12 protein-coding genes are annotated in these 12,986 nt (G+C 60.5%); 2 read left to right on the top strand and 10 right to left on the bottom strand.

Annotated elements, in window-relative coordinates:
• Window positions 1-143: 143 nt before the first annotated feature.
• Together lgt and HMPREF9237_RS08955 are read right to left on the bottom strand one after the other, a co-directional pair.
• Window positions 144-1,136: a prolipoprotein diacylglyceryl transferase gene (gene lgt / locus HMPREF9237_RS05495; protein ID WP_016442741.1), complete on the bottom strand. Its 993-nt coding sequence runs from the start codon at window positions 1,134-1,136 to the stop codon at window positions 144-146.
• Window positions 1,133-2,029 (bottom strand): hypothetical protein, encoded by an 897-nt coding sequence (locus tag HMPREF9237_RS08955; protein WP_016442740.1) that lies wholly within the window; start codon window positions 2,027-2,029, stop codon window positions 1,133-1,135. The genes lgt and HMPREF9237_RS08955 overlap by 4 nt, the downstream gene beginning before the upstream one ends.
• A 98-nt stretch (window positions 2,030-2,127) precedes the next feature.
• On the opposite strand from HMPREF9237_RS08955, the gene HMPREF9237_RS05485 reads away from it, so the two are divergent.
• Window positions 2,128-2,721: a hypothetical protein gene (locus HMPREF9237_RS05485; protein WP_016442739.1), complete on the top strand. Its 594-nt coding sequence runs from the start codon at window positions 2,128-2,130 to the stop codon at window positions 2,719-2,721.
• On the opposite strand, the gene HMPREF9237_RS05480 is transcribed toward HMPREF9237_RS05485, so the two are convergent.
• The 6 genes from HMPREF9237_RS05480 to HMPREF9237_RS05455 all read right to left on the bottom strand — a co-directional run bounded on the left by HMPREF9237_RS05480 (window position 2,718) and on the right by HMPREF9237_RS05455 (window position 9,672).
• Window positions 2,718-3,602: an FKBP-type peptidyl-prolyl cis-trans isomerase gene (locus HMPREF9237_RS05480; RefSeq protein ID WP_016442738.1), complete on the bottom strand. Its 885-nt coding sequence runs from the start codon at window positions 3,600-3,602 to the stop codon at window positions 2,718-2,720. The two genes, HMPREF9237_RS05485 and HMPREF9237_RS05480, sit on opposite strands and share 4 nt — an antisense overlap.
• The gene (gene pafA, locus HMPREF9237_RS05475) at window positions 3,599-4,969 is read right to left on the bottom strand and encodes a Pup--protein ligase (protein WP_016442737.1); all 1,371 of its coding nucleotides are present in this window, start codon (window positions 4,967-4,969) and stop codon (window positions 3,599-3,601) included. The genes HMPREF9237_RS05480 and pafA overlap by 4 nt, the downstream gene beginning before the upstream one ends.
• 14 nt (window positions 4,970-4,983) lie before the next feature.
• Entirely contained in the window at window positions 4,984-5,163 is a 180-nt protein-coding gene (locus tag HMPREF9237_RS05470) for a ubiquitin-like protein Pup (protein WP_016442736.1), read from the bottom strand.
• Between the two features lie 66 nt (window positions 5,164-5,229).
• Window positions 5,230-6,819 (bottom strand): depupylase/deamidase Dop, encoded by a 1,590-nt coding sequence (gene dop, locus HMPREF9237_RS05465; protein WP_016442735.1) that lies wholly within the window; start codon window positions 6,817-6,819, stop codon window positions 5,230-5,232.
• Window positions 6,816-8,462, bottom strand: a complete 1,647-nt coding sequence (arc, locus tag HMPREF9237_RS05460) for a proteasome ATPase (protein ID WP_016442734.1) — start codon at window positions 8,460-8,462, stop codon at window positions 6,816-6,818. The genes dop and arc overlap by 4 nt, the downstream gene beginning before the upstream one ends.
• 94 nt (window positions 8,463-8,556) lie before the next feature.
• The gene (locus tag HMPREF9237_RS05455) at window positions 8,557-9,672 is read right to left on the bottom strand and encodes a tRNA (adenine-N1)-methyltransferase (protein ID WP_016442733.1); all 1,116 of its coding nucleotides are present in this window, start codon (window positions 9,670-9,672) and stop codon (window positions 8,557-8,559) included.
• 64 nt (window positions 9,673-9,736) lie between these two features.
• Here HMPREF9237_RS05455 and HMPREF9237_RS05450 point away from each other — a divergent pair, with 64 nt between their 5' ends.
• The gene (locus HMPREF9237_RS05450) at window positions 9,737-10,558 is read left to right on the top strand and encodes a RecB family exonuclease (protein WP_016442732.1); all 822 of its coding nucleotides are present in this window, start codon (window positions 9,737-9,739) and stop codon (window positions 10,556-10,558) included.
• Window positions 10,559-10,653: 95 nt separating this feature from the next.
• On the opposite strand, the gene HMPREF9237_RS05445 is transcribed toward HMPREF9237_RS05450, so the two are convergent.
• Both HMPREF9237_RS05445 and HMPREF9237_RS05440 read right to left on the bottom strand, forming a co-directional pair.
• Window positions 10,654-11,940, bottom strand: a complete 1,287-nt coding sequence (locus HMPREF9237_RS05445; RefSeq protein ID WP_016442731.1) for a hypothetical protein — start codon at window positions 11,938-11,940, stop codon at window positions 10,654-10,656.
• 123 nt (window positions 11,941-12,063) lie between these two features.
• Complete coding sequence (locus tag HMPREF9237_RS05440; protein ID WP_016442730.1) at window positions 12,064-12,885, bottom strand: undecaprenyl-diphosphate phosphatase; 822 nt, start codon at window positions 12,883-12,885, stop codon at window positions 12,064-12,066.
• Between the last annotated feature and the right edge of the window lie 101 nt (window positions 12,886-12,986).

Below are 12,986 nucleotides of genomic sequence, written 5' to 3'. Positions count from 1 at the left end.
AGCGCCCTGTTTCCCCATCGGGACTCAAGGCACTCGTCCTGGTAAATATGCACCGTTATGAGCCCCGCTCCCGGAGCTCATCTTTACGCTAGCGCACGGTTCGGGCATTGGCTTCACTCGTTCACTGAGCGGTTACCCACGCCCTATTCGGATTCCTTTGCCGCGGTGGCGGAATCGTTTTTACTTGCAATCCCGGCAGTTTCCATTTTTTCATGCACGGCGACGGCTGCGCCCGCTGCGGCGTCGTTGTTTTGTGACGTGTCGATTCCCTCAGTTTCTGGTTCGGGGCGGGCCCGCAACCACACGTGATCGCGAGAAGAATCACGCAAATAGGCGCGTCGTAAGATAACGAGGGCAATGATCCCGCCGAGTAAAACGAGAAGCGATGTCCAAACATTGAGGCGTAAACCAGCAACGAGGTGCGCCGGATCGATACGCAGGTTTTCAATCCACACTCTGCCGAGAGTGTAAACGATGACATATGCGGCAAAAAGCTGCCCGGCCACCAGGTGGAAGCGCTTTTCAAGGAGAAGGAGTACGACGGCGCCACCCAGGCACCACAGGGATTCGTAGAGGAAGGTGGGGTGGAAGAGCTGATCGGGTGGAAAACCGGCTGGGCGGTGCGCGCCGTCCACTTCCAAGCCCCACGGTAGTGAGGTGGGGCCGCCAAAAAGTTCTTGGTTGAAGTAGTTGCCCAGGCGGCCGATGGCCTGGGCAATGAGAAGGCCCGGAGCAAGGGCATCGGCAAAGGGCAGGAGCCGGACACCGTTGCGGCGGCACCCAATCCAGGCACCTACACCACCCAGCGCAACCGCACCCCAGATTCCCAGACCGCCTCCGCGTAGGTCAAAGACGCGCCACGGATCACGGCCGGGGCCGAAATACAGCTGGTAGTCCGTTATCACATGGTAGAGCCGCCCACCGATAATCCCGAAAATAACTGCCCACAGCGCGATCGAAAGCGTGACATCGCGGGTCGCGCCTTTCACAACGTAGCGCCGTTCCGTCACGGCATACGCGATGATAATGCCGATGACAATAGCAATCGCGTAGAACTTGATGGAGAGGGAAAATCCGGATGTCTCAAAAAGCACCCATTCGGAGTGCTCGGGAGCCGGAATAGCTGTTGGAATCATCGTGTCCCTTCTTGTGCGGGGGTGTGGGGCTGATGCCCGAGCCCGGGTGCCTGGGCCGTATCTTCGGTAACGTCAAGGGTATGTTCAGTTACGTGCGCAATGCGTTCGGCCATGAGCAACGCGGCCGGATGCCGCCCCGCGGTTGCCATGCGAGCCACAAGCCCGACCGGGTCATCGGTTTCTAGTAGGGCCCGCCCTACGATAACGCACCCTGCACCGTGCCGTGCCGCGGTGAAAACATCCCGGGGATTGCGTACCCCGCGCCGTACCACCCGCACGCAGGTATAGGGCAATTGCTCGAAAAGCTGCGGATAATCCGTGGCGGAACGCGAATCTGCGACGATTACGCGCGCCGCGCAGCCAATCGCGCGAGTTATGTCACTTTCGGATTCCACTTCCAGGCAGGGTTCCATGCCGAGGGATCGCGCGCGTTCCACCAGTGCTTCAAGTTCCACATCGGAGAGGATGCGAGGGGTAAGCGAAACAGCATCCGCGCCCGCCGCGCGAGCCCTTAAAAGCTGCACTGCGGAAACAGTGACATCACGGTAGAGAAGCGGCCCCACTCCGATGGCGCGGGCGCGCCGTAGCGCCGGGAGGCCGAGACCTCCGGGGATAACCGGAGCGGTCACAGAGATCGCAGCCGCTCCCCCGGCGCTCAAGGCCTCCGTAAAAGCTTCTAGATATTCCGGTGCGGGGCTTGGATTTCCGTCCAAATTGCGGATCTCCCCAATGACACCGATAGGACGCTGCGGACTGGGCGCGAGAGCACGGTAAAACTCGCGTGGTGCAGGAGCTGCCTGGACGGCGCGCCGCAGCGCATCACGCTCCTGGTCTGAGACCTGCCGAGCGGCGGCCCGCACCCGCTGTGCTACCTCATCAATAAACCATGCCACTGTGCCTCCCGCTCTCGGTGAGCTTCGCTCCGCGTGCCGGTTATGACATAGAGTACCCGCACGGGGTGACAAAAAAGATGCAGGAATAGGTGAGGCGCATGAACGGTGGCACGGACGGCCTGGGTCTCCTCGCGGCCCTGGTACTTCGCGGGAAAGGCCGGAGAATCTACGGCATTGACGGGCGCAGCGGAGCCGGGAAAACCCAGTTATCGCGGGCTCTTGGGGCGCGGCTACGCGCGAGCGGGCTGGCGGTCGAAATCCTCGAAGTGGAACATTTCGTACCCGGGTGGGATGGCTTGGCTCGCGGCGTGGAGCGGGTAGCCCGGGAGATTCTGGAGCCTTTTCTGCGCGGAGAGAACGCGCGGGTAAAACCCTGGAATTGGTATCTGAGCTGCTACGACGCTCCGGTAACGGTGCCGGCCGATCAGCTCACCGAGGTGCTGCTGCTGGAAGGATGCGGCTCGGCTTCGGCGGCCTGCGCGCCGCTATGCACGGCCACAATCTGGATGGAATGTGAGGATTCTCTCCGGCGGGCTCGGGTACGGGAGCGTGAGGGAGATCCGAGTGGCTGGTGGGATATGTGGGCCGCCCAGGAACGTGTGCTACTCGCAAAAAGAGACGCCCCGGCCCTGGCATATGCGGTGGCGAGCTGGGATGCGGGACAGCTACACGTGGAGATGCGCAGTCATTAGGCAGCTCCGGCACGAATCTGGGTAAGTGCCTGACCCGTGGCCAAAATATCGACAATGGCCACAAGGTCAGTATCCCCGCGAGCTTGGCTAGCGGGAATCAGAATCATGACCCGCGAACCTACCCGCTGATCGACCAAACCTTTGCGCATCCCATCCATGAGATCGCCCATGGCGGCACGCACCGGCCCGGATGTCCAGCTGGAGTCAACCGTTTGCCCATTCGGATCCACGAGGAAGTAGTTGAGCACAAGTTCGTCCGAGGCGGCTACCTGCTCACCGCGCCCGAGCACGAGGGGTACCACCGCGAATTCCGGAATGGGCCCGCCACCCCCGGTAAGCACGGGTGCCACTCCTTCTCCGCTTGCCAATCCCGGCATTCCTGCCGGTGGCGTGGCCGGCGGAGACGCTGCCTCCCCGCGTGCATTTGTGTAAAGAATATCGACAATAACGATTTCTACCGCACCGGGGTCTCCGGCGACTAATTCTTCGCGCTGGATGAGCAGGCGGCTGCCTTCCCGCTGTCCGCTGATATAGGGAGCTAGCTCCCCCACTCCAGCCCGGCTCACGGTAGCGAGAGTAATCCCGCCGGTGGCAAAGCCTTCCACCGGAGCCTCGGTACGCGAGTCAAAGGAGGTGATGCGGGCGAGGACCGGGCTTCCTTCGGCCAGTTCCACACCGTCTCCCGGGATGAGGACATCCTGGCGCACCCCGTCTACATGGAGGTTTCCACTCACGGAGATAGTGACGGGAGCTCCGAAAGCGCCTGTGACATCCACGCTTCCGGGAGTGTCGGGCTCGCGGTGGCCGCTACAGCCCGCTAGCGCGGTAGCGGCCACCGCGAGGCCCGCCAGGATCGCTCGGTATCTCACGGGGTACTTCACGCGGTGATCTCCTCGATAAGTGCTTCGACCTCGGGGTTTTCAGTGGCGAGTGGGTCGTTGAGGACCACGGTGGAATTCCCATTGGCCTCCATCAGGCGCAGGGTGGACCAGTCCACCGCCACATCGCGCCGGGCTCGCCGCGCCGCGGCCAAAAAACGCCCCCGTAACGCGGCTCGAGTGGTCTGCGGCGGGGCCGTGATCGCTGCATTAGCGCGTTCGGGCGTGATAACTCGGCGTAGGAGCCCGGATTCTTCCATCCGATCGCGCAAACCGCCCGCGGTGATATCGTGATATGCCAAATCCAGGCGCGCCACCCGGGCATCGCAGAGTTTCGCCCCGGTGCGTTCCCGGTAGCGGGTGAGAAGGGCGAGTTTGGCAGCCCAGTCGATTTCGGTGGCAATAGTGCTTGGATCGCGGCGTTCCACCGCATCAATGGCGCGCTCCCACAGCTCGAGGAGATAGCGCCGCGTGGGATCGAGCTCCGCCAGGTATCCTTTCCGATCCAGGTGGTTCATCGCGGCTTCATACATTCGCTGCTGTACCGAAATCGGATCGGTCAATCCACCGCTGGCCAGTTCCAAATTAGCTCGCCCCGATAGATCGGCGCCGGTGATCCGGATGGCGTGCATGGGATCGGCGAGTTCCAGGTCCGGAAGGATCGCGCCTTCTTCCACGAGAGTGAGGAGAGCTTCGGTGGCCGCGACTTTGAGACCGGTTGTAGCCTGGGCAATATTGGAATCTCCCACGATAACATGCATGCGCCGGTAGAGTTCCGCATCAGCGTGGGGTTCATCGCGGGTATTGATCATGGGCCGGGACCGCGTGGATGCCGAAGAGATGGCCTCCCACATTTGGTGGGAGCGCTGGGAAAATTCGTAGCGAACCTGCCCGTCTTCCCCGCGGTGCAGGCTTCCGGCTCCCGCCACGATCTGCCTGGTGACGAAGAAGGGGATGAGCCTGGCAATGCGCTGGCGGTAGTCCGGGCGCCGGTGCACCATGTAGTTTTCGTGGCACCCGAAAGAATGCCCTTCTGAATCAACATTGTTTTTCAGGAGGTGGATGGCCCCAGGTACGCCGTCGTCCTGTAATTTTTCATTGGCACCCTTCGCGAGCCGCGCAAAAATGAGTTCTCCGGCGCGGTCGTGAGCGAGGAGGTCGTCGATATTATCGCATTCAGCGGTGGCGTATTCCGGGTGGGCACCCACGTCGAGGTAGAGGCGTGATCCATTTTCTAGGAAAGTGTTCGTGGACCGATGCATGGCCAGTACCGGCGCAAATAGCCGCTGGGCGGATTCTTCGGCGTCCAGCGGTGGGCGTGTGCCGCGCCGGGCTGCGCAGGTGATCCCGTACTCGGTCTCAATGCCCATAACGCGACGGGGTATCACTGTCCGCCTTTCTGCACGAAGCCCTGCACGAAGGAGGACGCGTTGCTTTCTAGCACGGCGTCAATATCGTCGAGCAGCGCATCGATACCAAAATCTTGATTCTGCGCCTGCGGGGCGTCCACTTCGGTTTGTTCTTCCTGCCGGCGTTGGGGCTGCAGGAATTCTTGACTGGACATTTCTTCCTTCCTCTTCTTTGGTACTGGTGCGGGTAGGTCCCGGCTGCGTTACTGGCGCTGCCCCGACTACGAACCCACCGCGGTGAGCGCGGCAATAACGTCGTCTATCGTGTGTGCGGCGGCCAGGGTAGCCCCCAGGGTCGCTTCGTTTGCGGCAGCCGGATCGGGCAGGCTGAGGCGATGGAGCCGGCCGGCGCTATCGCGCAGCACCGCGCTTGACCAACTGGCCGCGGCCACGTGTTCGGAGAAACGGGAGATGAGCTGGCCGCGCAGATATGCGCGCGTGGAACCCGGGGCGTGCAGGGCAGCTCTGGAGATCTCCGCTTCGGAGAAGAGTTCCTCCACCCGTCCGGCACGCCGCAGTTTCGCCACGATGGAGCGCTCGGGGCGCAGATCATGCCATTGGACATCGAGGGCGCGCAGTTTATCCGAATCCCAGCTACCCCCGCCGCGTTCGCGTAATTCATTGAGGATCTGGTATTTCGCCACCCATTCCACCTGGGGTGCGGCGGAGAAAATATCACGTGAGAGCAGGTCCAGCACGCCTTGCCACCGCTCGAGGATTTCCGCGGTATCGGCATCTACCTCACCGCGTTCGGCCAGCGCATCGCGCACCGCATCGAGGTAAATCTGCTGGATTTCCAGTGCGGTACGCGGTTCGCCTTCGTGCACCTCAAGTTTGGTGGTAAGGCTCGGGTCTTGAGAAACCGTCCACGTGAGCGGCACGGGATTATCCATGATGACCGATTCCAGCCCGAGGGGCACCGCGTCCTGTTCCAGCATCCACAGCACCAGCGAGGTGGTTCCCACTTTGAGCAGGATAGACACATCAAATTGGTTGGCGTCTCCCCCGATGACGTGAAGGCGCCGGAAGCGCTGCGCCGCCGCATGCGGTTCATCGCGGGTATTGATAATGGGTCGGTTGAAAGTAGTTTCCAGCCCGACGTCATTTTCCACGTAGTCGGCGCGTTGCGAGATTTGGAATCCGGGTTGTTCCGAGCGCGGGCCGAGCCCCACGCGCCCGGTACCGCACAGAATCGGCCGAGTCACGAAAAAAGGAATGAGGTAGCGGATGATCTCTGTGAAGGGCAGGGAACGATCAACCAGGTAGTTTTCGTGGGAGCCGTACGCCGCGCCTTTTCCGTCCACGTTGTTTTTGTAGATGGCAAATTCGCGGCCGTTTTCGCGCAACAGCTCGATTCCACGCCGCGCGATAAGCTCTCCGGCGCGGTCCCAGAGCACGGCTTCGCGCGGGGTGGAGGTTTCCGGCGAAGAATATTCCGGGTGGGCATGATCCACGTAGAGACGCCCGCCGTTAGTAAGAACCGCGTTCGCGGCGCGCGGGCGGCGCAGTTCTGCCTCTTCTTCCGTGAGAGGTGCGACGACGACGCCAGCTGGCGGGGCAGGATTCTCAGGATCATCGGTGAGCTGAGAAGGGTCCGCCTCCTCCCGGCTCATCCGGAAACCGCGGGCGTCATTGAGGGGATCTTCTCCGGTGTAATCCCAGGCCACCGGACCGTGCGTACCGGCCCCTTCCCCGGCATGCCCGTAGGTTTCTACAAAATCAGCCGAGAGCACCACGGGATTTGCCCGCAGATCAGCGGGTTCCATAATCCCGAATTCTGTTTCCAGGCCGATGACTCGACGTGCTGTCACCGTGGTTCCTCCCCTGTTGTGTTCTGCGCGGGCGGCACACTTGGTTCGGCATGGCCGGACGCACTTGCCTGGCGTGCCTGATCACTCTGGCGTGGCCGCACCGCCACGATCCGCTCCCCGCGGTTTTTACCGTTGACTTTGGCCCATTCATCCGGGTTGGAGATCTGGTCCAGTTCCGAGCTATCACGGGCTTCGGCATGCACGGCGGCGATAGCGTGTTCCGCGGTAATTCCGCGCGCCCCGGTTGTTAAATACGTTTTGATAGCTGCCTTTTTTGCGCGATCAACAATACCTGCGAGCAGCGCGCCAGATACAAAATCGGCAAGATAAAGAGTTTCTTTCCTACCCGATGCATAGGTGACATCCACGAAGCGGTTCTCCGGCGATGCCTCGAAAACCTTATCCGCGATGAGGCGGGCCAGATGGGCGGAGGCTCCCGTCCCACCACCATAGGCCTCCATATCAGCTGGTGTATAGGGCAGATCTGGGGTGAGGTATTTGGAGAGGATATCCACACTCCCCGCATAATCGGGGCGTTCTACCCGGATTTTCACGTCGAGCCTTCCGGGGCGCAAAATAGCCGGGTCAATCATATCTTCCCGGTTGGAGGCGCCAATAACGATAACGTTGGAGAGTTGTTCTACCCCGTCAATTTCGGCCAACAGCTGGGGTACCACGGTTGTTTCCACATCGGAAGAAATCCCGGAACCGCGGGTGCGGAACAGGGCTTCCATTTCATCGAAGAAAATAACAACGGGAATACCCGAGGAGGCCCGATCCCGGGCCCGCGAAAAGATTTCGCGGATCTGGCGTTCGGTTTCCCCCACGTATTTATCGAGCAGCTGCGGGCCCTTGATATTGAGAAAGTACGAGGAGGCTTTCGCCACCCCTTGGGCACGTGCAGCATTCTCCGCGAGAGAGGTGGCCACCGCTTTCGCGATCATGGTTTTCCCGGTTCCCGGAGGCCCGTACAGCAAAATTCCCTTGGGTGGACGCAGGCCGTGCTCCCGATAGAGGTCGGGTTGTTGGAAGGGCAATTCGATACTGTCGCGAATTTCCTCAATCTGAGCATCCAGACCGCCAATATCCGCGTAGGAAACATCCGGGACTTCTTCGAGTAAGAGGTGCTCAACATCCGGGCGTTCCACTTTCTCTACCAGAAATCCGGTTTTTAGATCCGCCATGCAGGTATCCCCGACCCGCAGTTGCGCAGCCGAAAGCTTCCCGCCGATGCGCAGCACTTTTGTTTCATCCGCGTGCACCCGCACGAGTACCCGCTGGGGGTCCAGCACGAGTTCAACAGCAACGAGCTGCCCGATATTTTCGTAGCCTCCGATGCCGACCACTACGAGTTCTTCATTAAGGCGTACTTCTTGGCCAGGGCGCAATTGTTCCAAAGCGACATACGGGGACACGGCCACATTCATTTTCCGGCCGCCCACGAGGGCATCAATGGAATGATCGGAGGAATGCCCACGAATAAAGGTGGCGAAGGTAGCCGGAGGCCGGGAGAGGGAATCGAGTTTCTCCCCCAATTCCTGGATGCGTTTGCGGGCGGCGACCAGCGAGGTGGAGAGACGTTCATTTTTCTCACGCAAGGACGCGATTTCGGCAAGAGCCGCGCTCGACTCCGGTGTGCTCATGGCTTCCTTTCTGATCGTCCCTTTATTCTAGGACAGGCCTACCTTACCGCCCACCCCGGGAGATAGCATCCCGGGTGCCCTCACGGTTAGGTCACTAGTCCTCGACGTGCTGTGCGTGCTCCACATCCCGTCGTTTGTCCACTTCCCGTGATTCCTCCGCGTGCCGTTTCTTTTCCGCTTCGCGGTGCGCGATTTCCGCCGCGATTTTCTCAGCTATCTGGCGGGAATGTTCTCCCGGAGTGGAGACCCCGCTTTCTTCTACATCCGCCCGGTGTGCCAGATCGCGGCGGACCTTACGAAGTTTCTTTTCCGCAATAGTGCGTTCTTGAAGTGGTTCAGCTTCTGGGTTTTCCCAGGGCATGGGTTCGGCGTAGGCGCCCTTGGCAGGGCGGGATGCCGGAGAAAGCCGGGTGGGCCCCGCTAGCCGGCGCGCCACAATGAGGAAACCGGTATGGGCAACCATCCGGTGATCGGGGCGCACCGCGAGCCCTTCTAAATGCCAGGTGCGTACCAGAGTCTCACTGGCTTCAGGGCCGGTGAAAAGTCCCGTTGCTTTGAGATCTTCGGCGCAGCGAGAGAGCTGCGTCGTCGTTGCAACGTAAGCGAGGAAAACCCCGCCGGGTACCAGAGCCTGCGCGGCCGCCGGAATAATTTCCCAGGGAGCGAGCATATCGAGGATAACGCGATCAAAACCGGCCGGGTGAGCAGCCAAAATATCAGCCGCTTCCCCGCATTCCACCCGCCAGTTCTCCGGGTGGCTCCCCCACCACGACACTAGATTGGCCTGCGCAATCTCCGCGAATTCCGGACGACGTTCCGCGCTGAGAAGAAAACCTTCGGGGCCGACCGCCTGGAGCAGGGATATAGAGAGAGCCCCGGAACCGACCCCCGCTTCAAACACCCGCGACCCCGGGTAAATATCCGCAGTATGGGTGATTTGCGCCGCATCTTTCGGATACACAATGGTGGCGCCACGCGGCATCGAGAGAACGTAATCGCTCAGGAGCGGGCGCATGGCGAGGAATTCGCGGCCTTCTTCGGTGGTAATGAGGCTGCCTTCCTCTTTCCCAATAAGTTCGCTGTGGCGGAAAGAGCCCCGCGTGGACTGGAAATAGCCATCAACCGTGAGATTGATGGTGTAATGCCGCCCTTTAGGATCGGTGAGTTGCACGCGTTCACCGGGGCGGAAGGGGCCTCGTCGTAATGTCATTCCTCCAGTGTAGTTTGTCCTTGCGATAGATTTTTCTGTCGTAGCGAGTTGTTAAAGTGGAGGCATGACTCGTCACGCCGCACTATCACCATCACGTGCCAAAGATTTCAAGCAGTGCCCGCTGCTCTTCCGTTTCCGAAGCGTTGATCGTCTTCCGGAAGCACCCTCCCTCGCCGCGCTACGCGGCACTCTCGTACATTCGGTTTTGGAATACCTGTACGCCGCTCCGCAGCAAGAACGTACCGAGGAATACGCCCAGTCCCTCCTCCTCCCACGCTGGGAAGCCCACCTGGAAAAATCCCCTCAGGATGCCGATCTTTTTGAGTCCGCGGATGCGCTTTCGGAATGGCTGGAGCAGGCCCGCGCTCTTATTAGCAATTATTTCCACATGGAGAATCCGCAGTTTTTGGCACCGCGGGATCGGGAGAAGTTCATCAATGCCCGCCTGCCTTCCGGTTTGGCCCTACGTGGAATCGTTGATCGTATCGATGCTGCTCCCGATGGCGCCTTGCGAGTGGTTGACTACAAAACCGGGAAGTCCCCGCACCCGCGCTACCAGAACGAAGCGCTCTACCAGATGCGTTTTTATGCGCTGCTTTTGGAGCTAACGGAAGGGCAGCGCCCAGCCCGCACCCAGCTTGTCTACCTCAAAGATGGGCGCACCCTCACCTATGATCCACTCCCGGAAGATACCCGGCGTATCGCCCTGGATCTGGAGGAAACCTGGAGGGATATTGCCGCGCGCCTGGATTCCGGAGAATTCGAACCGCGCACCTCCCGCCTGTGCGATTGGTGCTATTTCCAGCAGATCTGCCCGGCCTACGGTGGAACTCCCCCGCCGCTCAGCATGGAGGGGGTGGAGCAGATGCGCACGGCACATAGTTAGCGCATGCGCCCGGGCCGAGTTCGCACGGCGAAATGCGCACCGTCCGCAGCCCGCACGTGCCTAACGCATTTACCTCAGGCGGCTGGATTTTCCACCTAGTTGGCAAGCAGCTGGATACCCAGGAGCGCATCAACAGCGCGCACCACCTGCCCCGCATTGGGCGCTCCGGATGCCGCCCAATCATCCAGGATGCGCAGTGCCTGCGGAGTGTCCAGATCATCGGAAATAGCGTCAATAAGTGCTCGGCACGTTGGATCTAACTCCGTGGAGGTATTGCTTGGTGATACAGCGGAGGTTTCGGGGGAGCTCGCAACACCCGCGGCCGTTGCGAGCGCACCGCGAGCTGCCTGTTGCCATGATTCCAAACGGGCTTCGGCATCCCGGAGCGCACTCGCCTCGTATTCCCAATCGGAGCGATAATGATTGGCCAAAAGAACCAGACGAATGGCACTCGGGTGCGCACCTGCCGCGGTCAGCTCTGAAACTCGAACTAGATTGCCCAGCGACTTGGACATTTTTTCGCCCTGGTAGGCCACCATACCCACGTGGAAGTGGATATCTACCCGGCCGCGATCATCGGTCATCTCCCGCAGATGACTCTCACTCATTTCATGGTGCGGGAACAGCAGATCACGCCCGCCGGCCTGCACGGTGATATGCTCCCCCAGGTAGGTGCGGGCTATCAGCGCGCATTCCACATGCCAGCCGGGCCGCCAGAACCCGGGCTTCTCCCCCGCGGGCCGGAAGTCATTGCCACGCACACCCTTCCACACCAGCGGGTCCAGGGTGCGGCGTTTGCCGGGGCGAGTTGAGTCGCCACCGTGCTCGTCAAAAATCTGCTCGAGATCCAAATACTCAAATACCGGCGCGGCGGCAAAACTCGGATCGCGGGTGAGATCAACATAGATATCTTCCGAGCCATCCCCATTGGGAAGTCGGTACGTGAGACCGCGAGCTTCAAAATCGCGAACGACCGCCTCCACCTCGTCCAGCACCTCGGACACCGCAACCCAGTTCCCGGGCGGAACAACCCGTAGGGCATCCATATCGGAACGGAAAAGCGCTATCTGAGAATCGGCAAGTTCACGCCAATCCACCTGCGTTTGCTCGGCGCGTTCGAAAAGCGGATCGTCGATATCCGTGATGTTTTGGGCATAGCGAACCGGAAGTCCGGCCGCCAGCCAATACCGCACCAGGGTGTCGGCGCTCACGTAAGTAAAAGCATGGCCCAAGTGGGTGGCATCGTAGGGTGTGATCCCGCAGGTATAGAGGGTAGGGCGCCGCGTTTCTACCCGGCAAATGTCCTCATTATCAGAATCGTAAAGGTTGAGGTCCGGGGTGAATCCCAGTGGTGGTACCTCCGGGTGTGTCCAAGTCTCCATCTGGTTATCCGTTAGTCTCCTACTTCACAGGTCCTCCCCGCGAGGAACCCACGCACAGTCTACCCAGTACGCCGCTAGCTCTCAGAGAACACCCGCGCGAGGCGAGCCGTCACGGCGTCGTCGTTAAAAAACAGAAAGCGTACCGGTGCCCAGCAGCACCACCACGAGTACCGCCAATCCAAGACGATAAATCACGAATGGCAGGTACGAACGCGTGGACACCAAACGCAAGAACCACACAATCACCGCGTACCCCAAAACGAAAGAAATTACCGTGGCAAGAATCGTGGGCCCGGCCGGAATCGAGGCGTCTCCGGCGTATTTGACCAACTGGTAAAAACCGGAGAGCAGCACCGCGGGCACCGCCATGAGGAAAGACACCCGCGCCGCAGCTTCGCGCGTATAGCCGAGGAGTAGCCCGGTGGTAATCGTTCCGCCCGAACGGGACACTCCCGGAATAAGCGCGAGAGCCTGCCCGAAACCGAGAAGCAAACCGTCACGGTAGCTCATATCGCGCAGCTCTTTACGCTGGCTCGCCCATCGATCTGCCAGCCCGAGGAAAATTGCGAACAGCGCCAACACAGCCGCGGTGATATAGAGATTACGCAGCGACGTCTCGATGGTATCCGCGAAAAGGAGGCCGAGAATGCCAATGGGAAGCGTTCCGATAATGACCACCCAGCCCATCCGTACATCCGCGTCCGTGCGCGCGACCCGCCCGGTCCACGAACACAACCACTTCCGGATGATGCGCACAATATCTTTCCAGAAATAGCAGAGGACCGCTGCTTCGGTGCCCAGTTGAATAATCGCGGTGAAAGCCGCACCCGGATCTCCCCAGCCGAAAAGATCACCGATAATACGGATATGCGCCGAGGAAGAAATCGGCAAGAATTCCGTTAGCGCTTGCACAATGCCAAGAATGGCTGCTTCTAGATAACCCACGGGGCCTAAGCATAGCGGGCGGGGCGCGCGGGCACGGGGAAGTGTCCGGGCACTGTCGGCCCCGTGCCTCGATAGCCGCTACTGTCGTCGCGACCAGCAGA

Source organism: Actinotignum schaalii FB123-CNA-2 (genome assembly GCF_000411135.1).
Lineage (GTDB): Bacteria > Actinomycetota > Actinomycetes > Actinomycetales > Actinomycetaceae > Actinotignum > Actinotignum schaalii_A.
The sequence above is the reverse complement of the archived record's forward strand: the minus strand, read 5'-3'. Positions and strand labels throughout refer to the sequence as shown.

What these genes read in the sequence shown, in the direction of transcription:
- lgt (WP_016442741.1), bottom strand. Translation starts at nt 1,136, where the DNA reads ATGATTCCAACAGCTATTCCGGCTCCCGAGCACTCCGAATGGGTGCTT.
- HMPREF9237_RS05485 (WP_016442739.1), top strand. Translation starts at nt 2,128, where the DNA reads ATGAACGGTGGCACGGACGGCCTGGGTCTCCTCGCGGCCCTGGTACTT.
- pafA (WP_016442737.1), bottom strand. Translation starts at nt 4,969, where the DNA reads ATGGGCATTGAGACCGAGTACGGGATCACCTGCGCAGCCCGGCGCGGC.
- HMPREF9237_RS05470 (WP_016442736.1), bottom strand. Translation starts at nt 5,163, where the DNA reads ATGTCCAGTCAAGAATTCCTGCAGCCCCAACGCCGGCAGGAAGAACAA.
- arc (WP_016442734.1), bottom strand. Translation starts at nt 8,462, where the DNA reads ATGAGCACACCGGAGTCGAGCGCGGCTCTTGCCGAAATCGCGTCCTTG.
- HMPREF9237_RS05455 (WP_016442733.1), bottom strand. Translation starts at nt 9,672, where the DNA reads ATGACATTACGACGAGGCCCCTTCCGCCCCGGTGAACGCGTGCAACTC.
- HMPREF9237_RS05450 (WP_016442732.1), top strand. Translation starts at nt 9,737, where the DNA reads ATGACTCGTCACGCCGCACTATCACCATCACGTGCCAAAGATTTCAAG.
- HMPREF9237_RS05445 (WP_016442731.1), bottom strand. Translation starts at nt 11,940, where the DNA reads ATGGAGACTTGGACACACCCGGAGGTACCACCACTGGGATTCACCCCG.